This is a genomic window from Lentzea sp. NPDC051208, assembly GCF_040682435.1.
GTDB classification, from domain to species: Bacteria; Actinomycetota; Actinomycetes; order Mycobacteriales; family Pseudonocardiaceae; genus Lentzea; species Lentzea kristufekii.
In genome coordinates this window covers 28,525-52,514 of record NZ_JBFBAW010000025.1, presented here as the reverse complement: position 1 = coordinate 52,514, position 23,990 = coordinate 28,525, and the positions used below count along the sequence as shown (strand labels likewise).

At 67.1% G+C, this 23,990-nt stretch carries 17 protein-coding genes; 1 reads left to right on the top strand and 16 read right to left on the bottom strand.

Annotation, left to right across the window (positions count from 1 at the left end):
* Positions 1-88: 88 nt before the first annotated feature.
* The 3 genes from ccsB to AB0M48_RS40000 are packed head-to-tail and all read right to left on the bottom strand — an operon-like array spanning position 89 to position 3,302.
* Positions 89-1,000, bottom strand: coding sequence for a c-type cytochrome biogenesis protein CcsB (gene ccsB, locus AB0M48_RS40010; protein WP_363852762.1), 912 nt, complete (start codon positions 998-1,000; stop codon positions 89-91).
* The gene (locus AB0M48_RS40005) at positions 1,000-2,475 is read right to left on the bottom strand and encodes a cytochrome c biogenesis protein ResB (protein ID WP_363852912.1); all 1,476 of its coding nucleotides are present in this window, start codon (positions 2,473-2,475) and stop codon (positions 1,000-1,002) included. The genes ccsB and AB0M48_RS40005 overlap by 1 nt, the downstream gene beginning before the upstream one ends.
* Positions 2,476-2,516: 41 nt before the next feature.
* Complete coding sequence (locus tag AB0M48_RS40000) at positions 2,517-3,302, bottom strand: cytochrome c biogenesis CcdA family protein (protein ID WP_363852909.1); 786 nt, start codon at positions 3,300-3,302, stop codon at positions 2,517-2,519.
* Between the two features lie 120 nt (positions 3,303-3,422).
* On the opposite strand from AB0M48_RS40000, the gene AB0M48_RS39995 reads away from it, so the two are divergent.
* Positions 3,423-4,415, top strand: coding sequence for a M64 family metallopeptidase (locus AB0M48_RS39995; RefSeq protein ID WP_363852759.1), 993 nt, complete (start codon positions 3,423-3,425; stop codon positions 4,413-4,415).
* A gap of 403 nt (positions 4,416-4,818) precedes the next feature.
* Here the strand turns inward: AB0M48_RS39995 and AB0M48_RS39990 are convergent, their stop codons facing one another.
* The 13 genes from AB0M48_RS39990 to AB0M48_RS39930 all read right to left on the bottom strand — a co-directional run bounded on the left by AB0M48_RS39990 (position 4,819) and on the right by AB0M48_RS39930 (position 23,942).
* The gene (locus AB0M48_RS39990; RefSeq protein ID WP_363852756.1) at positions 4,819-8,715 is read right to left on the bottom strand and encodes a DNA-directed RNA polymerase subunit beta'; all 3,897 of its coding nucleotides are present in this window, start codon (positions 8,713-8,715) and stop codon (positions 4,819-4,821) included.
* Positions 8,716-8,815: 100 nt separating this feature from the next.
* A complete protein-coding gene (locus AB0M48_RS39985; protein WP_363852753.1) occupies positions 8,816-12,301 on the bottom strand; it encodes a DNA-directed RNA polymerase subunit beta in 3,486 nt (1,161 codons plus the stop codon).
* A gap of 748 nt (positions 12,302-13,049) precedes the next feature.
* A complete protein-coding gene (locus AB0M48_RS39980; RefSeq protein WP_363852751.1) occupies positions 13,050-13,889 on the bottom strand; it encodes a hypothetical protein in 840 nt (279 codons plus the stop codon).
* A gap of 30 nt (positions 13,890-13,919) precedes the next feature.
* Positions 13,920-14,420, bottom strand: coding sequence for a hypothetical protein (locus AB0M48_RS39975; RefSeq protein ID WP_363852748.1), 501 nt, complete (start codon positions 14,418-14,420; stop codon positions 13,920-13,922).
* On the bottom strand, positions 14,420-15,649 hold the full coding sequence (locus AB0M48_RS39970; protein WP_363852745.1) for an MlaD family protein: 1,230 nt from the start codon (positions 15,647-15,649) through the stop codon (positions 14,420-14,422). The genes AB0M48_RS39975 and AB0M48_RS39970 overlap by 1 nt, the downstream gene beginning before the upstream one ends.
* Positions 15,646-16,785 carry an MCE family protein gene (locus AB0M48_RS39965; protein WP_363852742.1) on the bottom strand — a complete coding sequence of 380 codons (1,140 nt, stop codon included), beginning with the start codon at positions 16,783-16,785 and terminating at the stop codon, positions 15,646-15,648. Before AB0M48_RS39965 ends, AB0M48_RS39970 begins: the two co-directional genes overlap by 4 nt.
* Positions 16,782-17,948, bottom strand: coding sequence for an MCE family protein (locus AB0M48_RS39960; protein WP_363852739.1), 1,167 nt, complete (start codon positions 17,946-17,948; stop codon positions 16,782-16,784). Before AB0M48_RS39960 ends, AB0M48_RS39965 begins: the two co-directional genes overlap by 4 nt.
* The gene (locus AB0M48_RS39955) at positions 17,945-18,946 is read right to left on the bottom strand and encodes an MCE family protein (protein WP_363852736.1); all 1,002 of its coding nucleotides are present in this window, start codon (positions 18,944-18,946) and stop codon (positions 17,945-17,947) included. The genes AB0M48_RS39960 and AB0M48_RS39955 overlap by 4 nt, the downstream gene beginning before the upstream one ends.
* Entirely contained in the window at positions 18,943-19,974 is a 1,032-nt protein-coding gene (locus AB0M48_RS39950; protein ID WP_363852733.1) for an MCE family protein, read from the bottom strand. The genes AB0M48_RS39955 and AB0M48_RS39950 overlap by 4 nt, the downstream gene beginning before the upstream one ends.
* Positions 19,971-21,287 carry an MCE family protein gene (locus AB0M48_RS39945; protein ID WP_363852730.1) on the bottom strand — a complete coding sequence of 439 codons (1,317 nt, stop codon included), beginning with the start codon at positions 21,285-21,287 and terminating at the stop codon, positions 19,971-19,973. Before AB0M48_RS39945 ends, AB0M48_RS39950 begins: the two co-directional genes overlap by 4 nt.
* Positions 21,284-22,093 (bottom strand): ABC transporter permease, encoded by an 810-nt coding sequence (locus AB0M48_RS39940; RefSeq protein WP_093606336.1) that lies wholly within the window; start codon positions 22,091-22,093, stop codon positions 21,284-21,286. Before AB0M48_RS39940 ends, AB0M48_RS39945 begins: the two co-directional genes overlap by 4 nt.
* The gene (locus AB0M48_RS39935) at positions 22,093-22,878 is read right to left on the bottom strand and encodes an ABC transporter permease (RefSeq protein ID WP_363852726.1); all 786 of its coding nucleotides are present in this window, start codon (positions 22,876-22,878) and stop codon (positions 22,093-22,095) included. Before AB0M48_RS39935 ends, AB0M48_RS39940 begins: the two co-directional genes overlap by 1 nt.
* Positions 22,875-23,942: an ATP-binding cassette domain-containing protein gene (locus AB0M48_RS39930; protein WP_363852724.1), complete on the bottom strand. Its 1,068-nt coding sequence runs from the start codon at positions 23,940-23,942 to the stop codon at positions 22,875-22,877. The genes AB0M48_RS39935 and AB0M48_RS39930 overlap by 4 nt, the downstream gene beginning before the upstream one ends.
* Between the last annotated feature and the right edge of the window lie 48 nt (positions 23,943-23,990).

Genomic DNA, 23,990 nt, shown 5'->3' with positions numbered 1-23,990 from the left:
CTGAGCAAGAGGGACCGAGACTTCCCCGACCCCCAGGTTGCGACGGTACGCAACCGGCAACGGTTCCATCGACCTGGGGGCTAACTCGTTAGAGACCTGCGTACGAATGCAACCCGGTGGTGACCAAGTTGATGAAGAACAGGTTGAACACGTTCAGGGCGAAGCCCACGATGTTGATCCAAGCGGCCCCACGGCCACGCCATCCGGCCGTCGCGCGCGCGTGCAGATACGCCGCGTAGACCACCCACGAGACGAACGCGACCGTCTCCTTCGGGTCCCAGCCCCAGAACCGGCCCCACGCCGCTTCCGCCCAGATCGCCCCGAGGATGATCCCGGCCGTGAACAGCGGGAACGCCAGCACGGTGGTCCGGTAGGACATCCGGTCGAGCACGTCGGCGGACGGCAGCTTCGGGAAGCGGTCGGAGTTGGTGTCCTTGAGCAGGTAGAGGATCGACGTCACGCCGGGGATCAGCAGCATGCCGGACGAGATCGAGATCACCGAGACGTGGATCACCAGCCAGTACGACCGCAGCGCCGGCTGGACGGGCGCGGCCTCGGCGTAGAGCACAGTGCCACCGAGGAACAGCAGGGTCAGGATCGGCGGCAGCACGAACACGCCGAGACGGCGGATCGGGAACTTCACCATCAGCACGATCCACGTCACCACGGCCGCGAGGCACAGCAGCGACATGTACTCGTACATGTTGCCCCAGGGCGCGCGCCCGGCCGACAGACCGCGCATGACCAGCGAGCCGAGGTGCAGCACCGCGCCGAGGACCGTCATCGCGGCGCCCATGCGGCCGATGCGCTCGGACCTGGTCAGCTCGCTCTTCGGCGCGTCGGTGAGGACGTCCGGCCCACCGGCTCCGACCAGCGCCTTGCGCGGCGCGCGGGCGAAGGCCTGCTCCACCGCGTAGAGCAGGACCGCGAAGAGGTAGACACCCAGCGCGCTGCGGTACAGCCAGTCGCTGTAGGTCGCGAGGGTCTCGTCAACCGGCATCAGGACTTCTCCTCGTTCAGCACCGCGCGGGCCAGCCGCGTGAACTCCTCGCCGTATCCTGCCTGGTCAGTGCGGGCGAGCCCGCCGACCTCAACCAAAGTACGCCCGTCCTCGAGACGAGTCGCACGCACCCACACCCTGCGGCGCTTGACGGTCAGCGAGACCCCCAGGCCGAGGATGATCAAGATGGCGAACGCCAGCACGTAACCCTGGGTCGGGTCGTGCGACACCTGCAACGAAACCCAGTCGTTCACGGCGTCGAAGCGCACCTTCGTACCGTCGTCGAGCACGATCTCCTCGCCCAGAGCGAGGTTCTTGCGCGCGACCTTCGCCAGCCGCCCCTGCTCGACCATCTTCTGGTCGATCGAGAAGATCGACTGGCCGCGCCCGTCGTCCACGCCGAGATCACCGCGGTACACGTCGACGGCGACCATCGGGTTGTTCAACGCCGGGAACTTCGAGTTCAGGATGCTGCCGTGCAGCAACGGCGTCGGCGCCAGCAGGCCCGTCACCGCGATCTGGTTCTTGCGCCGCGTCTCCGAGTCCGTGACGCCGGGCGGGTCGAACTTCGTGGTGCCCTCAGAGGCCAGCGTGAGCTGGTCGGTCGGCAGCCACTGGATGCCCTGCGTGCGCTTCTCGCCGTTCGGGAACGTCACCGTGAACGTCGGCGTGTACCCGTGGCCGAGCAGGTAGAGCCGGTCGCCTTCGGTGCGCAGCGGGTGGTTGACCTGCAGCGTGTACGGCTTCCACGTGTTCGACTCGAGGTCCGCGCCCGACTGGTAGCGGATGTCCGCCTGGTAACCGACGGGCTGACCGTTGTCGAGGTACTCGGCGGAGAACTTGCCGATCTCGACGCAGAACGGGGTGAGGTCCGTGCCGTCGACCCGCAGGCCCGGACGGAACTGGTCGTAGTTGAAGATGCCGCCGTTGCAGAACTGGCCGCCGTCGGCCTGGACGATGACCTGGCCCTCGTAGTTGAACATCTTGCCCAGCGCGAACGACACCAGCAGGCCCAGCAGCGCGAAGTGGAAGACCAGGTTGCCGGTCTCGCGCAGGAACCCGCGCTCCGCGCTGACCGTGTCCTCGCCGGTCTCCATCCGCCAGCCGCGCATGGCCTTCTTCGCCCGCGCAAGGGCCTCGTCCGGCGTCACGTCGAGCTCGGCCTGCGCGTGGTGCGGCATGCGCGAGAGGTTGCGCGGCGTCAGCACGGGCTTCGCGCGCATCTGCTTGAAGTACTCGAACGTGCGGGGAAGCAGACACCCGACGAGAGACGTGAACAGCAGCAGGTAGATCGCCGCGAACCACGGCGTCGCGTACACCTCGAAGAACCCGAGCTTGAGCAGCAACTGCCCCCACCAGCCGCGCTGGGCGACGTACTCGTCGACCTTCGCCGCGTTCAGCGACAGCTGCGGCAGCAACGCACCGGGCATCGCCGCGAGCGCGAGCAGGAACAGCAGGGTCAGCGCGGTCCTCATCGAGGTGAGCCCGCGCCACGTGTTGCGGAGGAAGGCGATCACTAGAGCGGCAGCCTCACGACGTCGACGAACGAGTAGCGCAGCCACCCGACGAACTCACCCCAGAGCCCGGTGACCAGCGCGATCCCGACTCCGATCAGCAGTACGCCACCGAAGATCTGCACCTGCCGGGCGTGCGTGCGCAGCCACTTCGTCACACCCAGCGCCCACCGCGCACCGAGCGCGAGGACCACGAACGGCAACCCGAGCCCCAGGCAGTACGCGAGCACCAGAACAGCCCCGCGCACAGTCGACGACCCGACCTCGGTGCTCCGCGCGACGGCGAGCACCCCGGCCAGCGTCGGCCCGAGACAGGGCGCCCACCCGAGCGCGAACACGGCCCCGAGCAAAGGCGCCCCGAGCAGCCCGGCGTTGGGCTTGGTGTGGAACCGCACGTCCTTCTGCAGCGCCGGAACGAACCCGATGAACACCAGTCCCATCAGGATCGTGACGACCCCACCGATGCGCTGGAACAGATCAGCGTTGAGCAACAGCAGGTCCGAAGCGCCGAGAATGGCCATCGAGGCCAGCGCGAAGACGACGGTGAACCCGAGCACGAACAGCAACGAGGCACCGGCCACCCGCCACCGCCCCTGCCGAGCCGGCTCGTTGGCCTCGACCCGAGGCGCCTCAGCACCGACCAGCCCAGCGAGGTAAGCCAAGTACCCGGGCACGAGCGGCACCACGCAAGGCGACGCGAACGAGACAAATCCCGCGAGCAAAGCAACCCCGGTGGCCAGCAGCAACGGCCCGGAGATCGCCAGATCGGTGGGGTTCACAGACCTCAGAGTAGGTAGTTGCCCAGATCACGCGACCACCGGCATGGCTTTGACCCAACACAAGGCTTGGGCCGAAAATACCGACAGTTGCCGCTTGTGGGTGACATCACGGTTGCTTAGCGTCAACACATGCAACGTTCCCGGCTGCTCCTCCCAGCGCTGACCATGTCAGCACTGGCACTGTTCGCGCAGGTACCGGCCGGCGGCGCTGCCCCGGCGATGGAATGGCGGGAAGTCTTCAACGAAGACGGCTCCATCACCCAGGCACTAACCCCGAAGGCCCCAGCGGAGAAGTCGACGGACTTCCACGCCCTGGCCGCAGCGGACGTGGTCCCGGTACAGGTGACCGGCGACTCATCAGACCGCTTCGACCTCGTCTTCGTAGGCGACGGCTACACAGCCGAAGACCTGGCAACCTACGCCGCGAACGTGAAGAGCAAGTGGGAAGAACTCTCAGCAGTAGAGCCCTTCGCCACCTACAAGCAGTACTTCAACGTCTGGCAGATCAACGTGGTCTCCGCAGAGTCGGGCGTGGACCACGACCCGACAAAGGGCCTGCTGAAGAACACCGCCCTGGACATGGGCTTCTGGTGCCAAGGCCGAGACGCGAACACAGAACGCCTCCTCTGCGTGAACGAGACCAAGGCAAAGGAATTCGCAGCCCTGGCCCCCCAGTCGGACCAGGTGATCGCCCTGGGCAACACCGCGAAGTACGGCGGCGCAGGCGGCTCAGTGGCAACCGCCTCAGGCTCAAACGCACAAGCGGGCCAAATCACAATCCACGAGCTGGGCCACTCGATCGGCGGCCTGGCAGACGAGTACGACTACCCGTACGCCAACTACACGGGCACCGAACCACGAGAAGTCAACGTGACCATGGACCCCACCGGCGCAAAGTGGGGGGAATACCTGGGCCAGCCTTCCCCGGACGGCGGCGTGATCGCCCCGGTGGAGGGCGCCCGCTACTACAAAACGGGCCTCTACCGCCCCACAGCAAACTCGATCATGCGAACCCTGGGCAAGCAGTTCAACTCGATCGGCCGAGACGCCATGATCAAGGCCTTCAAGGCGAAAATCCCATCGCTGAACGAACCGGCAGTCCCGCCCACCGGTAGTAACTAGCAGCCAGCCCACAGCGAAGCCGAAGGCGAGCCGTCCTTCCACAAGGCAAGGGCGGTGGGGTCCCATCACGAGTCGCGCCATAGCACTTGCTGCACCTGAAGAAGGGTGTCAAGCGGACACGCTTTTCGTCCGCTTGACACCCCTCCTCAGGTGTGGCCCGCTCTTGGCCCGGCTCGTGACGGGACCCCACCGCCAACGCGCACCGCTAAGCAACCGGCAGCCGCCCAACCCAACAGGCGTGCCATCAACCCGCGCACGGCGCCACCCCCCGATCAGATTGCCGGGGGTCTGGGGGCAGCGCCCCCCAGAGAAAGCACGCAACAGGAACAGGCCGCCCGCAACCAAGGGAACAAAGCAAAACGGCCCCCGAAGCAAAAGCTCCAGGGGCCGTCCAGCTCAACAACTAGCGGTAATCCCGCCCGAAGTCGTAGTCGTCCAACGGCACCGCAGCACCAGTCCCAGTCCCGAAGACGTCAGGCGTGTAGTACCCGTCGTCGTAAGAAGGAATGGCGTAGGCAGCAGCCCGCGCCTCCTCGGTCGGCTGGACCTGGATGTTGCGGTAGCGGTTGATACCCGTACCAGCCGGGATCAACTTACCGATGATCACGTTCTCCTTGAGACCGATCAGCTTGTCAGAACGCCCGTTGATGGCAGCGTCCGTCAAAACGCGAGTGGTCTCCTGGAACGAGGCGGCAGACAGCCACGAGTCGGTGGCCAAAGACGCCTTCGTGATACCCATCAGCACCGGACGGCCGGCAGCCGGCTCGCCACCTTCGGCGACGACGGCGCGGTTGCCCGACTCGAAGTCCGCACGCTCGACCAGCGAACCCGGCAGGAACTCGGTCGCTCCGGAGTCGATGATCGTGACCCGGCGGAGCATCTGCCGGACGATGACCTCGATGTGCTTGTCGTGGATCGCCACACCCTGGGCGCGGTAGACCTTCTGCACTTCCTGAACGAGGTGCAGCTGGGCTTCGCGCGGGCCCATGACACGCAGGACCTCGTGCGGGTCCGGCGTACCTTCCAGCAGCTGCTGGCCGACGGACACGTGGTCGCCGTCCTGCAGCGGGCCGGTGGCCGTGTTGGCGAGACGCTGACGCTTGGACAGCTTCTCGAACACGATCTCCTCGGAGCCGTCGTCCGGGATCAGCGTGATCTTCCAGAAGCGGTCGCCGTCCTCGATGCGGACGCGGCCGTCGACGTCGGCGATCGGCGCCTTGCCCTTCGGGACGCGGGCCTCGAAGAGCTCCTGGACACGGGGCAGACCGGTCGTGATGTCGTCACCGGCCACACCACCCTGGTGGAACGTACGCATCGTCAGCTGCGTGCCGGGCTCACCGATCGACTGGGCGGCGACGATGCCGACGGCCTCGCCGACGTCGACCAGCTGGCCGGTGGCCATCGAGCGGCCGTAGCAGGACGCGCACACGCCGACCGCGGACTCGCAGGTCAGCACCGAGCGCACCTTCACGCGGAGGATGCCGGCCTCGACCAGCGACGCGAGCGCCGGGTCGCCGAGGTCGTCGCCGCGGTTCAGGACCAGGTTGCCCTGGGCGTCGGTGATGTCGTCCGCGACGGTGCGCGCGTAGACCGAGGTCTGCGCGAACTCGTGCATGCCGACCTTGTCGCCCAGCTGCTCGCCGACGGTCATCTGCACACCACGGGTGGTGCCGCAGTCGACCTCGCGGATGATGACGTCCTGCGAGACGTCCACCAGACGACGGGTCAGGTAACCCGAGTCGGCGGTGCGCAGCGCGGTGTCGGCCAGACCCTTACGGGCACCGTGCGTCGCGATGAAGTACTCCAGCACCGACAAGCCCTCGCGGAACGAGTTCTTGATCGGGCGCGGGATGTACTCACCCTTCGGGTTGGTGACGAGACCACGCATACCCGCGAGCGAACGGACCTGCGTCATGTTGCCGGCGGCGCCGGACTGCACGATGACGCGGATCGAGTTGTCCTCGGGGAAGTTGTCTTCCATGATCTCGTGGACCTGCTCGGTGGCCTTCGTCCACACCTTGACCAGCTCGGAGTTGCGCTCCTCGTGGGAGAGCTGGCCGCGCTGGTAGCGCTTCTCGACGGCGTCCGCGAGGCGCTCGTGCTCCTCGAGGATGTCCTGCTTCGCCGCCGGGACGAGGACGTCCGAGATCGCGACCGTGACACCGGAGCGGGTGGCCCAGTGGAAACCGGCGTCCTTCAGCTTGTCCAGCGTCCGGGCGACGGTGACCATCGGGTACCGCTCGGCGAGGTCGTTGATGATCACGGCCTGCCGCTTCTTGGGCATGACCTCGTTGATGAAGGCGTAGTCCTGCGGCAGGATCTCGTTGAACAGCACGCGACCCAGCGTCGTCTCCGCGAGCCACGGCTGACCGGGCTCCCAGCCTTCGGGCTCCTGGCCCTTGGGCGGGTTCTTGTCGGAGACGCGGATCTTCACCATCGCCTGCAGGCCCAGGACCTTGCGGTCGAACGCCATCAGGGCCTCGGCGGGCGACGAGTACGAGTGACCCTCGCCGATGTCGCCGACCTTGTGCCGGGTCAGGTGGTACAGACCCGTCACCATGTCCAGACGCGGCATGGCCAGCGGCTTGCCGGACGCCGGGGACAGGATGTTGTTCGACGACAGCATCAGGACGCGGGCCTCGGCCTGCGCCTCGGCGGACAGCGGCAGGTGGACTGCCATCTGGTCACCGTCGAAGTCGGCGTTGAACGCTTCACAGACCAGCGGGTGCAGCTGGATGGCCTTGCCCTCGACCAGCTGGGGCTCGAAGGCCTGGATGCCGAGGCGGTGCAGCGTGGGTGCGCGGTTGAGCAGCACCGGGTGCTCGGTGATGACCTCTTCCAGCACGTCCCACACGGCCGGGCGCGCACGCTCGACCATCCGCTTGGCGGACTTGATGTTCTGCGCGTGGTTGAGGTCGACGAGCCGCTTCATCACGAACGGCTTGAAGAGCTCCAGGGCCATCTGCTTGGGCAGACCGCACTGGTGCAGCTTGAGCTGCGGGCCGACCACGATGACCGAACGGCCGGAGTAGTCGACGCGCTTGCCGAGCAGGTTCTGGCGGAACCGGCCCTGCTTGCCCTTCAGCAGGTCGGACAGCGACTTCAGGGGCCGGTTGCCCGGACCCGTCACCGGACGACCACGGCGGCCGTTGTCGAACAGCGCGTCGACGGCCTCCTGCAGCATCCGCTTCTCGTTGTTGACGATGATCTCGGGCGCGCCGAGGTCGATCAGTCGCTTGAGGCGGTTGTTGCGGTTGATCACGCGGCGGTACAGGTCGTTCAGGTCGGACGTCGCGAAACGGCCACCGTCGAGCTGCACCATCGGGCGCAGGTCCGGCGGGATGACCGGGACGCAGTCCAGGACCATGCCCTGCGGGTTGTTGCGGGTCGCCTGGAAGGCGGCAACGACCTTGAGGCGCTTGAGCGCACGCAGCTTCTTCTGGCCCTTGCCGCTGCGGATGGTCTCGCGCAGGATCTCGGACTCGGCGTCGACGTCGTAGTCACCCAGGAGCTTCTGGATGGCCTCCGCGCCCATGGCACCGGTGAAGTAGTCGCCGTAGCGGTCGTAGAGCTCGCGGTAGAGCAGCTCGTCCGCGATCAGCTGGGCCTTGTCCAGCTTGGTGAACGTGGACCAGATCTCGTCGAGGCGGTCCAGCTCGCGCTGGGCGCGGTCGCGGAGCTGGCGCATCTCACGTTCGCCACCCTCCTTGACCTTGCGGCGCACGTCGGACTTGGCACCCTCGGCCTCGAGCTCGGCCAGGTCGGCCTCGAGCTTCTGGGCGCGGGCCTCCACGTCGGCGTCGCGGCGGTTCTCGACGCGCTTGCGCTCGACCTGCATCTCGCTCTCGAGCGTCGGCAGGTCGTTGTGGCGCAGCTCGGCGTTCACGCCCACGATGACGTAGGCGGCGAAGTAAATGATCTTCTCGAGGTCCTTGGGGGCCAGGTCGAGCAAGTAGCCCAACCGGCTGGGGACGCCCTTGAAGTACCAGATGTGCGTGACCGGAGCGGCGAGCTCGATGTGGCCCATGCGCTCACGACGCACCTTCGCACGGGTCACCTCGACGCCGCAGCGCTCACAGATGATGCCCTTGAAGCGCACGCGCTTGTACTTGCCGCAGTAGCACTCCCAGTCCCGGGTGGGACCGAAGATCTTCTCGCAGAACAAGCCGTCCTTCTCAGGCTTGAGCGTGCGGTAGTTGATGGTCTCGGGCTTCTTGACCTCGCCAAAAGACCACTGGCGGATGTCGTCCGCGGTCGCGAGACCGATGCGGAGCTCATCGAAGAAGTTGACGTCGAGCACGTCTACTCTCTTCCCCTTTTTATATCGGTGGCAAAGGAGCTGGTCGGAGGGCCGGCGAGAGGGACGCGGGAGGCATCCCTCTCACCGACCGGCGAGGTGACTAGTTGACGACGTCGTCCACGGAGGGCGACTCGGACCTCGACAGGTTGATGCCGAGGTTCGCGGCCGCGCGCTCCAGGTCTTCGTCGTCGCCGTCGCGCATCTCGATCGCGGCACCGTCCGAAGACAGCACCTCGACGTTGAGGCAGAGCGACTGCAGCTCCTTGAGCAGCACCTTGAAGGACTCCGGGATACCGGGTTCCGGGATGTTCTCGCCCTTGACGATGGCCTCGTAGACCTTCACGCGGCCGAGCACGTCGTCGGACTTGATGGTGAGAAGTTCCTGCAGGGTGTATGCGGCGCCGTACGCCTGCATCGCCCAGCACTCCATCTCACCGAAACGCTGACCACCGAACTGCGCCTTACCACCCAGCGGCTGCTGCGTGATCATCGAGTACGGGCCGGTCGAACGCGCGTGGATCTTGTCGTCCACCAGGTGCAGCAGCTTCAGGATGTACATGTAGCCGACCGACACGGGGAACGGGTACGGCTCGCCGGAGCGGCCGTCGAAGAGCTGCGCCTTCCCGTTCTCCTTGACCATGCGCTCGCCGTCGCGGTTCGGGATCGTCGAGCCGAGCAGGCCCGTGATCTCCTCTTCCTTCGCGCCGTCGAACACGGGGGTCGCGGTCTTGGTGCCGGGCTCGACATCCATCAGGTCCTCGGACAGGTTCTTCGCCCAGTCCGGGTCCCCGTTGATGCTCCAGCCCTGCTTGGCGATCCACCCGAGGTGGGTCTCCAGCACCTGGCCGATGTTCATACGCCGCGGCACACCGTGCGTGTTCAGGATGATGTCGACCGGCGTGCCGTCCTCGAGGAACGGCATGTCCTCCGCGGGGAGGATCTTGCCGATGACGCCCTTGTTGCCGTGGCGGCCGGCGAGCTTGTCGCCGTCCTGGATCTTGCGCTTCTGGGCCACGTAGACGCGGACGAGCTCGTTCACGCCCGGAGGCAGCTCGTCGTCGTCCTCACGCGAGAAGACGCGGATGCCGATGACCTTGCCGTACTCACCGTGCGGCACCTTCAGCGACGTGTCGCGCACCTCGCGCGCCTTCTCACCGAAGATCGCGCGGAGCAGGCGCTCCTCGGGCGTCAGCTCGGTCTCGCCCTTGGGCGTGACCTTGCCGACGAGGATGTCGCCGGGCTGGACCTCGGCACCGATGCGGATGATGCCGCGCTCGTCCAGGTCGGCCAGGACCTCTTCGGAGACGTTCGGGATGTCCCGGGTGATCTCCTCGGCGCCGAGCTTCGTGTCGCGGGCGTCGATCTCGTGCTCCTCGATGTGGATCGAGGTGAGAACGTCGTCCTGCACGAGGCGCTGCGACAGGATGATCGCGTCCTCGTAGTTGTGGCCTTCCCACGGCATGATCGCCACGAGCAGGTTCTTGCCGAGCGCCATCTCGGCGTTCTCGGTGCAAGGACCGTCGGCCAGGACCTGACCCGCCTCGATCCGGTCGCCCTCGTTCACGATGGGCTTCTGGTTGATGCAGGTGCCCTGGTTCGAGCGACGGAACTTGTGCAGCGCGTAGGTGTTGCGCGCACCGTCGTCGGCCATGACGGTGATGTAGTCGGCGGAGACCTCCTCGACCACACCCGTCTTCTTCGCGACGACGACGTCACCGGCGTCGACCGCGGCACGCAGCTCCATGCCGGTGCCGACGAGCGGCGACTCGGAGCGGAGCAGCGGGACGGCCTGACGCTGCATGTTCGCACCCATCAGGGCGCGGTTCGCGTCGTCGTGCTCGAGGAACGGGATCATGGCGGTCGCGGCCGACACCATCTGGCGCGGCGAGACGTCCATGTAGTCGACGTCGGTCGGGTCGATGAACTCGACCTCGCCGCCCTTCTTGCGGACCAGGACGCGGTCGTCGGTGAAGTTGCCCTCGTCGTCGACCGGCGAGTTCGCCTGCGCCTTGACGAAGCGGTCTTCCTCGTCCGCGGTCAGGTAGTCGATCTGGTCGGTGACCCGGCCGTCGACGACCTTGCGGTACGGCGTCTCGATGAAGCCGAACGGGTTGACCCGCGCGTAGCTCGAGAGCGAACCGATCAGGCCGATGTTCGGGCCTTCCGGCGTCTCGATCGGGCACATGCGGCCGTAGTGCGACGGGTGGACGTCGCGGACCTCCATGCCGGCGCGCTCACGGGACAGACCACCGGGACCCAGAGCCGACAGGCGGCGCTTGTGGGTCAGACCCGCGAGCGGGTTCGTCTGGTCCATGAACTGCGACAGCTGCGAGGTGCCGAAGAACTCCTTGATCGCCGCCACGACGGGACGGATGTTGATCAGGGTCTGCGGCGTGATGGCCTCGACGTCCTGCGTGGTCATGCGCTCGCGGACGACGCGCTCCATGCGGGACAGACCGACGCGGATCTGGTTCTGGATCAGCTCGCCGACGGTGCGCAGACGACGGTTGCCGAAGTGGTCGATGTCGTCGACCTCGACGGGCACGTCGCCACCTGCGGCGGCGTCCATCATCGTCTCACCCGCGTGCAGGCGAACGAGGTACTCGATCGTCGTGACGATGTCGTCCTCGGTGAGGACACCGGTGTTGATGTCGGTGTCCAGGCCCAGCTTCTTGTTGACCTTGTAACGGCCAACCTTCGCCAGGTCGTAGCGCTTGTCCTTGAAGAACAGGTTCTCCAGCAGGGCCTGCGCCGACTCCTTCGTCGGCGGCTCGCCCGGACGCAGCTTGCGGTAGATGTCGAGCAACGCCTCGTCGGTACCCGCGGTGTGGTCCTTCTCGAGCGTGGTCAGCAACGTCTCGCTGAACGCGAACCGCTCGCGAATCTGCTCCGTGCTCCAGCCCAGAGCCTTCAACAGCACCGTCACCGGCTGGCGACGCTTCCGGTCGATGCGGACACCGACGGTGTCGCGCTTGTCGACGTCGAACTCCAGCCAAGCACCCCGGGACGGGATGATCTTGACGCTGAAGACGTCCTTGTCGGTCGTCTTGTCGACCGCGGTGTCGTAGTACACACCGGGCGAGCGCACGAGCTGGGAGACCACCACGCGCTCGGTGCCGTTGATGATGAACGTGCCCTTGTTCGTCATCATCGGGAAGTCACCCATGAACACCGTCTGGCTCTTGATCTCGCCAGTGGTGTGGTTGGTGAACTCCGCCGTGACGAACAACGGTGCCGCGTACGTCATGTCCTTGTCCTTGCACTCTTCGGTCGAGGCCTTGACCTCGTCGAAGCGCGGGTCGGAGAAGGACAGTGACATGGAGCCGGAGAAGTCCTCGATCGGCGAGATCTCGTTGAGGACCTCTTCGAGGCCGCCCGTCGGAGTCTCGTCGCCGGCGTCGACGCGGCGCTGGAACCACGCCTCGTCGCCGGTCAGCCACTCAAAGGACTGGATCTGCAGGTCAAGCAGGTTGGGCGTCGAAAGCGGCTCGTTAATCTTCGCGAACGAAACCCGCTTCGGCGCTCCAGGGATCCCCGACGTGGAGTTGGTCGCAGCAGTGGCCTTGGTCGCGCGAGAGATCGCCAAGATGCGTCCTTCCAGGGACAAATAGCTGGCTAGAGCGAACTAGCACGGCTGTCAAGGGTGCGGCGCTGCTCGACTAATCCACGCTCTCGGCGAAGGGCAAGCGGAAAATGGGCAGCGCAAAGGGGCAGTCTAGCCACGCGCACGGCGACTGTCGAGAGGCACCTGGAAGGACCCTCCTCTTGCTCACCGACAGAGTGACCCTGCATGAGCGCCCAGTCAAGATGTTGCGCCTCGATCCACCCTCTGGATGGAGCGCTGTTTACTTGAAGTCACCCATTTGACCTGCACAAACACGTGTGCGGCCGTTTTGGTGGGAAGTTGACGGCCTCAAGTGGACTTACAGAGGGCCACGAGATTTGTGTGACCGAGATCACGCGTGTCGGGGCTGGCGGAGGACGTGTCCACGGTGCATCTGGGGCTCCTGTGACGTCCTCGCAGCGAAGTTGATCTTAGGGGACGGAGATCAGGTACCCGACACCGGGCCGGGCCAAACGATCAGCTGCGGCCGGGGCGGCGGGCGTTCCGGAGGGAGGGTGCCGGGATCGGGGCGGGACGGCGGCAGCCGGGCAGCCGCAGGCGGGCCGAGAGGGTGCCTGCAAAGCCGTGCGCGCGAGCTAGGTCGTGCGCACGAGAGCAAGCCATGCGCGCGAGCCACGGCGTGCGCGCGAGAGCAGCGCCGTGCGCGCAAGCAGAGACGCACGGCGGCCGACCCTGAACGCGAGAAGCGACGGGCGTGCGTCCTCGGGCGTCAGCAGCCCTGGAGTTGGCGGTTCTGGTCCGCCGTGGCCCCGAACATCTCCATGTTGTCGATCTTCCACCGGTCGCCGTCTTCGACCGCGCTCACGCGGAGCATGGCGGTGCCCCCGCCCGACTGGTTGTCGGTGGTGCGGGTGGTGACCTGGTCGGCGAACACGAGCACGGTGGCGCGGTCGCCCTTGAGCGACGACACGGCTGATGACACCACACGGACGGTCACGACGAGCTTCTGCTGCGGCGCGACCTCCTTCACCGGGCCGAACACGGCGTTGTACTGGCACAGGGCCTTGCCGGTGAGCAGTTCCCTGGCGGCCTTCTCGGTCGACTCGACGTCGGCGAAGTTGTACGAGAACGACTTCTCCACGGCCTCGCGGACCTGGCCGTTGACCTCCGAGGTGGTGACCGAGTCGACCAGGGCGGCGTCGTAGGACACCGAGCGCGACTTCACCAGGAAGAACGTGCCCAGGCCGCCCAGCAGCACCGCGACCACGAGCAGCGCGACCGGGAGCACCCAGCCGTCCTTCAGGCCGGCCTTCCCGGTGACCGGCTCGGCGGAGGCGGGCTCCTCGGAGGCGGGCTCCTTCGGGGCGGCCGGCTTCATCACGAGCGACTTGATGGGCGGCGGCGTCCACTCGACGGCCTTCGGCGCCTTGAGGTCCGCCTCCTCGGCCACCGGCTCGGGCACGGCCTCCGGCGTCACGTCCTCCACCGCGGGCTCAGCAGCGGGCTCCACCGCGGGCTCTGCGGACGACGCGCGCCGGTTCAGGCCGGCGACCTTGGGACGGCCTCCGGCGGGCGGCGTGGGGATGGGGCGGCGGCGGGAAGGGGGCACGTGCACTCGTTCCAATCAGCTCTGGCCGGATCAGACGCCTGACCGCAGCGGGCCCAGCTGGCTCAGCTTCCAGCCGTCCTCGGTGCGGGTGAGCTTGGTCAGGTACCGGTTGATCTTGGTGACCTTCTGGCCGCCGTCGGGCGTCACGGTGCTCTCGACCACGGCGATCATCGACGCGCTGCCGGAGCGGTCGTCCAGCTCGGTGATCGCGGCGTCCAGCACCTTCGACGTCGTCACGGACTTGGCGTCGACCAGCTGCTTCTTGCGCGAGTCCTTGTCCTTGTCGATCTCGGCGCGCAGGTCTCCGGTGGACGAGTTGAGCCAGCGCTGCAGGTCCTCGTCGACCTTCTTGTAGTCGAGGGTCAGGAAGTTCGTGACGCCGACCTGGCCGGACCGCAGGGCCTCGTCGCGCACCGCGGCGAACTCCGACTCGGACGAGTGCGCCGCCGAGTACCAGGCCACGCCCGAGTACGCGGCGAAGCCGAACGTCAGCACCGCCAGGACGACGGCGGTCACCGTGAAGATCCGCACTACTTCTTCCCCTCCGGCAAGCCCAGCAGCTGGCCCAGCGACGTCAGCAACGGCACCTCCGGCCCCGCGGTCTGCCCCGTCGGCTCCTGGCCGGGCTGCGTCGTCGCGTTGCCGACCGGCGTGGTCGGCGTTCCACCATATGGCGCATTCTGCGAGCCTCGCACCGAGGTCGCAGACCCGCGCGCGAGAGCGCAGTACGCCTGCGTGTTCAGCGGCGCGGCAGAGGTGTCGCCACCGGGACGAATCGTCGTGCCCTCGTACCCGACGGTGCACGGCATCGGGTCGAACACGTTCAGGGCCAGCCCGAAGTGCGCCGACCCGTCGCCCGGCGCCACGGAGAACCCGCCACCGACGGCGATGGGGTACGTCACCGCGATCTGCTCCAGACCATCACGCCTGGTCACGAGGATGTTCGACGTGGTCAGCAGGTTCGCGAAGACCACCCCGAGGTTCGGCCCGCTCTCCTTGAGCAACGCCGACACCTGCTCGGACGCCGGCGGCACGGCCACGATCAACCGCCGCAGGTCGCCGTCGGAGGCCTTGAGCTGCTCGGCGAGCAACCGCAGGTCTCCGCTGAACGACCGGATGGCGCCACCGGAAGCGGCCTGCGTGGCCAGCACGATCCGCCCGTCCTGCAGCAGCCGCGTGGTCTGCGGCAGGTGTTCGCGAGCCGCGGCCGTGAACGCCGCGGTGTTGTCGATCAGCACCTGCAGGTCGCCACCGGTCCCGCTGAACGCCGTGTGCAGCTCGTCGACCACGGTCTTCAGGGAGTCCGTCGGCACCGAGGAGGCGAAGGCGTCCAGGTTGGACAGCAACCCGTCGACCGGCGGAGGCGTGCGGGTCGCCGACCTCGGGATGACCGACCCGGCCTCCAGGTACGGCGCGCCGTCGCTCTTCGGCCGCAGGTCCACGTACTGCTCGCCCACGGCCGACCGGTTGGCCACGACGGCCTCGGTCGCGGACGGCACACGTGGCGCGTCGGCGTCCAGCTCCAGGTCGACCTCGATGCCGTCGGAGGTCAGCCGCAGCTGCCCGACCCGCCCGATGGTCACGCCGCGGTAGGTCACCTCGGCGTTGGTGAAGATGCCACCCGAATCAGCGAGCTGCATCGTCACGACCGTCGGCGACGACTTGAACAGACCGACGTAGGTGGCGCTGACGTACGAGATGCCCAGCAGCGCGACCAGCACGAACGCGCCGATCTTGAGCTTCGTCGACCGCAGGATCACTTGCGACCACCTCCCAGCAGCCCGCCGAGCAGGTCGCCCAGCCCGGACCCGGTGCCCTGCCCGGGGTTCGGCAGCGGGATGTTCGGCATCGGCAGCGGCGTGCCCTGCGACGGGATCAGCGAGTCGATCGGCGACTGCCGCGACCTGCCGAGGTTGTCGAGCACCGTGCCGAGGTTCAGGTCGAGGTCGATGAACGCGTTGGTGTAGTCGCCCTTGATGCCGTCGACCGCCTCGTCCGGGAACGGGTAGGTCAGCAGCAGCTCCAGCGACTTCGGCAGGTTCTGCCCCGACTCGACGAGCTTCGTGAGCGTCGGCTGCAACGCCTTCAGGTCCGCCACGATGTCGTCACGGCTCCTGTTGATCGTGTCCGTGGCGACGTCGGAGAGCTTGTCCAGCGACTGCAGCAACGTCACGAGCTGCGTGCGCTGCTCGGCAAGCACCTTCAGGCCGGGCTCCAGGTCCGTCAGCGCGACCGCGATCTTGTCGCGCTGCTGCGCCAGAGTGCCCGCCAGCCGGTTCATCGAGTCGAGCGCGCGGACGATCTCCGCCTTGTGCTTGTCGAGCTCCCCGACGAACGTGTTGAGGTTGCCCAGCAACGAGCGGATCTCCTGCTCGTTGCCCTCCATCGCCGCGTTGAGCTCCTTGGTGATGTTCTGCAGCTGCGCGACACCACCGCCGTTGAGCAGCATCGACAACGCTCCGAAGACCTCTTCGACCTCGGGGTTGCGGTTGGTCCTGTCCAACGGGATCACGGCGTTGTCGGCGAGCTTGCCTGCCGCGTCCTTGGGCTTGCCCAGCTCGACGAACTTCTCGCCGAGCAACGCGGACTGGCGCAGCTTCGCGAACGCGTTCGCCGGGAGCTGCACGTCGCCGTTGACCAGCATGGTCACCTCGGCGGTCCAGCCGTCGGCACCCAGGTCGATCTTCTCGACCCGCCCGACCGGTACGTCGTTGACCTTCACGCCCGCCTGCGGCACCAGGTCGAGAACGTCCTTGAACTGCGCCTTGACCCGGTACGGGTGATCACCGACGTCGGCACCACCCGGCAACGGCATGTTGTAGACGCCGTCGAACCCGCCCGAGCCGCAGCCCGAGACCAGCAACAACGCCGTCAGTCCTACGACCAGCTTCCTCACTGCGGCACCCCCGCGAGCGGCAGGGGCAACGGCAGCTTGCCCGCGTTGAGGTCGCTGAGGACCTCGGCCGGCGGCTTCAGCGGCACCACGCCGGTCAGGATCGGTTCCAGCTGCTTGCAGGTGTTCGCCAGCACCGGCGGCACGTTGTTCGGCGTCGCCTGCTGGATCAGCTTGCAGATCAGCACGATCGGCGGCTGGTTCAGCTCGTTGATGTTCGCGCGGGTGTCGAGCGTGCCGGACGCCGCGTTGTAGGAGTTCTGCAGGTTGCCCAGGGCCAGCGGGGCGACGTCGAGCGTCTCCGCCAGCGCGGCCCGCTGGTTCACCAGCACCTGCGTGATCGAGGCGAGCTTGTCCACGTTGGACTTGAGCACCTCGCGGTTGTCCTTGATGAACCCCTGCACCAGCCCCAGCGCGGTCGCGAGCTCCGAGAGCGCGGCACCGAGGTCGCCGCGTTCGTCGGCGAGCATCTTGGACACGTCCGCGAGCTGCTTGTTGAAGTCGCGCACCTGGCTGTCGTTCGCGGCCAGCATGGCGGTGAACTTCTGCAGGTTGTCCACGGTGGCGAACAGGTCCTCTTTGGACCCGGACAGGGTCCGGGTGGCCTGGCCGAGGTTCTTCAGCGTGTCGTTGAGCGCCTGGCCGTTGCCTTCGAGGTTGCGCGCCGCCGAGTTCAGCAGGTCCGCCAGCGCCCCGTCGGCGTTCGCGCCGTTGGGCCCCAGCGCGGTCGTGAGCTTGTCGAGCGACGAGTACAGCTCGTCCAGCTCGACCGGCGTCGCGGTGCGCTCGCGCGGGATCACGGCGTCCTCGCCCAGCGTCGGCCCGCCGGTGTAGGCGGGCGCGAGCTGCACGTACCGGTCGCTGACCACGCTCGGCGAGACCACGACGGCCTGCGCATTCTCCGGCACCCGCACGTCGCGGTCGACGGTGAAGACGACCTTCACGGTCTTGCCCTCGGGCGTGACCTCGTCGATCGTGCCGACCTTCACGCCGAGGATCCGCACGTCCCCGCCGGGGTAGACGCCGACGGCCGCCGCGAAGTGCGCGGTGACCTTGCGGCCGTTCATCCCGTTGAAGACCCACCAGAGCCCTGCCGTCACGACGAGCGCGAGGACGCACGCGATCGCGATGAACCGGCCGACCTTGCTGTGAGCTGCTGTAGTCATCGCTGCACCCCCGGAGGCAGGCAGCCTTCCTCGTTGAACCCGACGACACCGAGGTTCACCGAGGGCGGCAGCAGACCGCAGATGTAGGTGTCGAACCAGCGACCGTTGCCCAGGGTGTTCGCGAACACCCGGTAGAACGGCGCCATCAGCGCGAGGCTGCGGTCGAGGTTCTCCTGGTTGCGCTCCAGGATCGTGGTGACCCTGCCGAGCTGTTCCAGCGCCGGCTTGAGCTGGTTCTGGTTGTCGTTCACCAGACCGCTGAGCTCACGGGACAGGTTCCGCGTGCCGGTCAGCAGCGCGCTGATCGCCTCGCGGCGCTTGCGCAGCTCACCGAGCAGGAGGTTGCCGTCCGACAGCAGCTTCTCGAACTCGGCGTTGCGGTCGGCCAGCGTCTTCGTCAGCTGCCGGGTGTTGTCCAGCAACTTCGCCAGCTGCTCGTCGCGCGAGGAGATCGTCTTGGACAACGCGGACAGGCCGTCCAGCGCGCCCCGGACGTGCTCCGGCGAGTTCTTGAAGGTGTCCGAGAGGACCGTGAAGCTGTCCGCGAGCTGCTTGGTGTCGATCTGGCCGACGGTCGTCGCGAGTCCGTTGAACGCCTCGTTCACGTCGTACGGCGCGAGCGTGCGTTCCTTGGGGATCGGGTTGCCGGGCGACAGCGGCTGGGTGCCCTGCGGGTCCAGTGCCAGGAACTTCTGCCCCAGCAACGTCTTGATGCGGATCATCGCGGTCGTCCGGTCGCCCACCCAGGCGTCCTTGACCTTGAACGTCACCCGCACCCGGTCGCCGTTGAGCCTGACCTTGGTGACCTTGCCGACCTTCACGCCGGCGACGCGGACCTCGTTGCCCGGCACCAGCCCCGCGGCCTCGCTGAAGTCCGCGGCGTAGCTCGTGCCGCCGCCGACGATCGGCAGGTCGTCGGAGTAGAACGCGGCCAGCAGCAGCAGGGCGATCAGCGTCAGGCTGATCGCGCCGGTCCTGATCGGGTTGCTCGTCCTCATCGGCGGCACCTCTGCTGTGTCACCGGCAACGCCGTGATCGGGATCGGGTTGTTGATGACCGGCGGCACGGCGATCTGGCCGCTGGCCTCGCACAGGTAGAAGTTGAACCACGAACCGTAGGTCGCGGTCCGCGTGATCGTCTCCAGCTTGTTGGGCAGGCGCTGCAACATGCGGTCGACGAGCACCTCGTTGTCGCCCAGCGTCTTCGAGACGATGCCGAGCTGCGCGATGTCGTTCTTCAGCGGCTCGCGGCCCTGCTCCAGCAGGCCGGAGGTGGCCTGGGTCAGGTCGCCGAGCGCGGTGATCGCCTCACCGATCGGCTGGCGGTCCTGGGCGAGCCCGGAGACCAGCGTCTGCAACGTGATCACGAGGTTGTTGAAGTCCTCGTCGCGCGAGTTCACGGTCTCCAGCGCGGTGTTGAGGTTGTCGACGACCTCGCCGATCACCTTGTCCTTGCTCGCCAGCGTGCTGGTCAGCGAGGCCGTGTGCTGCAGCAGGCTGTCGATCGTGCTGCCTTCTCCCTGCAGCACCTGGATGATCTCGAACGACAGCTTGTTCACGTCGTCCGGCGACAGGGCCTGGAAGAGCGGCTTGAAGCCGTTGAACAGCACGGTGAGGTCGAGCGCGGCCTTCGTGCGCTCCAGCGGGATCGTGCCGCCCTCGGGCAGCACCGCCTTGGTGTCACCGGTACCGGACTCGAGCGCGATGTACCGCTGCCCCACCAGGTTGCGGTACTTGATCGTCGCGGTCACCGCCTCGGGCAGCTTGCGGTCGCCGTCGATCGAGAACTCCACCTCGGCGGTCTTGCGGTCGACCACCTTGATCCCGTCGACCTGCCCGACGCGGACGCCGGCGATGCGGATGTCGTCACCCTCGTTCAGCGCGGTGACGTCGGTGAACTGGGCCTTGTACTCGGTGGCACTGGCCAGGTTCACGTTGGCGATGGTGACCGCGAGCAACGACGTGGCGAGGATCGTGACCACCGCGAAGGCGATCAGCTTGAGCAGCGGGGCCAGCAGTCCCTTCACTTGACGGTCACCTCCGTTCCGCGGACCAGTGGCCCGAGCAGGAGGCTCGACCAGCCGGGCATGTCCTGGGGTTCGACGCCGATGCGCGGTCCGAAGAGCGCCGCGATCAACCTGGCCTCCTCGGGCGAGTTGGCGAGCCGCAGCACGTCGGCGGACTGCGGCACGGTCACGTTGCCCGCGGTGGCGGGCGGCAGCACTCCGTCGTTCGCGACGCGCGCGGGCGGCGGCGAGCTCGACCCGTCCTGCACCGGCCCCTCCGGCGGGTACTGCGGGAACGGGTTCGGCCGCGGGATCAGGTCGTAGCAACGCGGTCCGCGCTTGTCCCGGTACTCGGGCTCGTCGAGGTTCGGCTTGTACTTGCCGCGGTTCTGCGTGATCTCCAGCGTGATGTGCAGGCCCGGCTCGTTGGTGCCCTCGCCGAACGCCTTGCTGATGATCGGCTCGAACTCCGTGAGCCCCTTGAGCAGGCACGGGTACTCGGGCGCGTACTTCGCGAGCAGCTCCAGCGTCGGGCGGCTGGTGTCGGCGAGCGAGATGATGTTGTTCTTGTTGACCGTGACGAAGCTGGTGACGTCCTGCGACGTCGTGGTCAGCGAGCCGTAGAGCGCGAGCAGGTTCTCCCGCTGGTCGACCACGGTCTTGGTCGTCGTGGTCATGTCGTTGAGCGCCTGCAACAGGTCCGGCGCGGCGTCGGAGTAGACGTTCGCGACGTCCGCGAGCTTGGAGATGTTCTCCTTCAGCGCGGGCAGCTGCGGGTTGAGCTCACCGAGGTAGGAGTCGAGCGACACCAGGGTCTCGCCGAGCGGCTTGCCCCGACCGTCGAGCGCCTGCGACAACGCGGTGAGCGTCGTGGCGAGCTTCTCCGGCTGGATCGCCTGCAGCACCGGCATCAGGTTGTCGAGCACGCGTTCGAGCTCGATGGCGCTGCTCGTCCGGTCCTGCTCGATGACGGCGCCCTGGGTGATGGCCGCGCTCTTCTGCTGCGGCAGCACGAGGTTCACGTACCGCTCGCCGAACAACGTCTTGGGCAGCAGGCGCGCGCTGACGTTGGCGGGGATCTGCTCGACCTTGTCCGGCAGCAGCGCGAGTTCCAGCTCGGCACCGTCACCGCGGGTGCGGACGGCCTTCACCGAGCCGACGATCAGCCCGCGCACCTTGACGTCGCTCGCGGTCTGCAGCTGGTTGCCGATGTGGTCGGTCTTGAGCGTGACCTTCACGTAGTCGCCGAAGGCGTCCTTGTAGAGCGCCACCGTGAGCGACAGGAACATGGCGATCGCGAGGAGAAAGGCGATTCCCAGCACGCGTTTCCTCATCCGGCGATCCTCACCGTCGTCGTCGCGCCCCAGATCGCGAGGCTCAGGAAGAAGTCGAGCAGTGCCGTCGTGACGATCGCGGTCCGCACCGCGCGCCCGACCGCCACCCCGACGCCGGCCGGACCGCCGGACGCGCGGTAGCCGTAGTAGCAGTGGGTCATGATGATCACGACCGCGAAGACCAGCACCTTGCCGAACGACCAGAGCACGTCGATCGGCGGTAGGAACAGGTTGAAGTAGTGGTCGTACGTACCGGCTGACTGCCCGTAGAACTCCACGGTGATCGTGCGAGCGGCCAGATAACTGGTCAGCAGCCCGATCACGTACAGCGGGATGATCGCGACGAACCCGGCGATGATCCTCGTGGTGACCAGGAACGGCAGGCTGGGGATGCCCATGACCTCCAGCGCGTCGATCTCCTCGGAGATCCGCATGGCACCCAGCTGCGCCGTGAACCCGGACCCGACGGTCGCCGACAACGCCAGCCCGGCCACGAGCGGCGCGATCTCGCGCGTGTTGAAGTAGGCCGACACGAACCCGGCGAAGGCACTGGTGCCGATCTGGTTGAGCGCCGTGAAGCCCTGAAGACCCACGACGGTGCCCGTGAACACGGACAACCCGACCATCACGCCGATCGTGCCGCCGATGACCGCGAGCGCTCCCGACCCGAAGCTGACCTCGGCCAGCAGCCGCATCGTCTCCTTGGAGTACCGCTTGAGCGCGCGGGGCGTCCACGCCAGCGCCTTGATGTAGAACGACAGCTGGTCGCCGAACCCGTCGAGGGTGGACAGCACCTTGTTCGCCATCAGCTCCCCTTCGCGGGCACGACCTGCAGGTAGATCGTGGTGAGGACGAAGTTGACGAAGAACAGCAGCAGGAACGTGATGACCACGGCCTGGTTCACCGCGTCACCCACGCCCTTGGGCCCGCCGGCCGGGTTGAGGCCCCGGTAAGCAGCGACGATGCCCGCAATGAACCCGAAGATCAGCGCCTTGAGCTCACTGATCCACAGGTCGGGCAGCTGGGCCAGCGCGCTGAAGCTCGCGAGGTAGGCGCCCGGCGTGCCGTCCTGCATGATCACGTTGAAGAAGTAGCCGCCCATCACACCGACGACGCTCACCATGCCGTTGAGCAGCACGGACACCAGCATCGCCGCCAGCACCCTGGGCACCACGAGCCGATGGATCGGCGAGACGCCGAGCACCTCCATCGCGTCGATCTCCTCGCGGATCTTCCGCGCCCCGAGGTCCGCGCAGATGGCCGAGCCACCGGCCCCGGCGATCAGCAGCGCCGTCACGATCGGACTGGCCTGCTGGATGATCGCCAGCACGCTGGCCGCACCCGTGAACGACTGCGCGCCGATCTGCCGCGTCAACGACCCCAGCTGCAACGCGATGACCGCGCCGAACGGAATCGACACGAGCGCCGTAGGCAGCACCGTCACGCTGACGATGAACCAGCTCTGCTGGATGAACTCGCGAAGCTGGAACGGCCGCCGGAACGTCGTGCGCACGACGTCGATCCCGAGCTGGCACAACTTCCCGGTCTCCCGCAGCGCGCCGGCGCCGGGGAACGAGGTCTGCGTGCTCACAGCACACCACCGTGCCGAGGCCACGGGCTGGGCGTGGGCGCCGCAGCAGGAGCCCCGGCGTGCACGCCGTACCGCAGCTGCTCCTCGGCCGTGAGGCTCTCGATGATCCCCTGCTGAGCCTGGTGCGGCAGCTGGTGGATGATCGTCATGACCCGGTCCTTGCGCCGCCGGACAGCATCCCGGAACGGCAGCCCCGGCGTCGGCTCGATCTGCGGGATGATCCCCCGGACGTCCTCGGACGTGGAGCCGTCCGAGTGCCCGGCGTCCGCATGGGCCTGCTCGGCCGCCATCGTGGCCGTGTCCTTCTCCTCGGACATGCCGATGGGCCCGAGCCGCCGCCCGTTGAGGAACTGCTCGACAACAGGCTCGTCACTGGTCAGCAGCACTTCGCGCGGCCCGAACATGACGAGCTCGCGCCGGAACAACATCCCCAGGTTGTCCGGCACGGTACGAGCAATGTTGATGTTGTGCGTGACGATCAGGATGGTCGCGTCGATCTGGGCGTTCAGGTCGATCAGCAACTGACTGAGGTACGCGGTGCGCACCGGGTCCAACCCGGAGTCGGGTTCGTCGCACAGAATGATCTCGGGGTCGAGCACCAGCGCACGGGCAAGACCAGCCCGCTTGCGCATACCGCCGGAGATCTCACCGGGCAGCTTCTTCTCCGCCCCGACGAGACCGACCATCTCCATCTTCTCGAGGACGATCCGCCGAACCTCGGCCTCGGTCTTGCGAGTGTGCTCCCGAAGCGGAAACGCGATGTTGTCGTACAGGTTCATCGACCCGAACAACGCGCCGTCCTGGAACAGCACGCCGAACATCTTCCGAATCTCGTACAACCGGTGCTCAGAGCACCGAACCAGATCCGTCCCGTTGATGATGATCTTGCCCTGCTCAGGCTTGAGCAGCCCCACCAACGACTTCAGGAACACGCTCTTGCCGGTACCGGACGGCCCGAGCATCACGCTGACCTCACCCGGCGGCAACGTGAGCGTGACGTCCTGCCAGATGGTCTGCTTGCCGAAGGACTTGGTCAAACCCTCGACGACCACCTCGACGCCCATCCGCACCTCCGCACACGCCCGAGGACGCCGCAGCGATCGGCGTCACAC

What these genes read in the sequence shown, in the direction of transcription:
- AB0M48_RS39940 (WP_093606336.1), bottom strand. Translation starts at nt 22,093, where the DNA reads ATGGCGAACAAGGTGCTGTCCACCCTCGACGGGTTCGGCGACCAGCTG.
- AB0M48_RS39945 (WP_363852730.1), bottom strand. Translation starts at nt 21,287, where the DNA reads ATGAGGAAACGCGTGCTGGGAATCGCCTTTCTCCTCGCGATCGCCATG.
- AB0M48_RS39930 (WP_363852724.1), bottom strand. Translation starts at nt 23,942, where the DNA reads ATGGGCGTCGAGGTGGTCGTCGAGGGTTTGACCAAGTCCTTCGGCAAG.
- AB0M48_RS39960 (WP_363852739.1), bottom strand. Translation starts at nt 17,948, where the DNA reads ATGACTACAGCAGCTCACAGCAAGGTCGGCCGGTTCATCGCGATCGCG.
- AB0M48_RS39955 (WP_363852736.1), bottom strand. Translation starts at nt 18,946, where the DNA reads ATGAGGACGAGCAACCCGATCAGGACCGGCGCGATCAGCCTGACGCTG.
- AB0M48_RS39995 (WP_363852759.1), top strand. Translation starts at nt 3,423, where the DNA reads ATGCAACGTTCCCGGCTGCTCCTCCCAGCGCTGACCATGTCAGCACTG.
- ccsB (WP_363852762.1), bottom strand. Translation starts at nt 1,000, where the DNA reads ATGCCGGTTGACGAGACCCTCGCGACCTACAGCGACTGGCTGTACCGC.
- AB0M48_RS40005 (WP_363852912.1), bottom strand. Translation starts at nt 2,475, where the DNA reads ATGAGGACCGCGCTGACCCTGCTGTTCCTGCTCGCGCTCGCGGCGATG.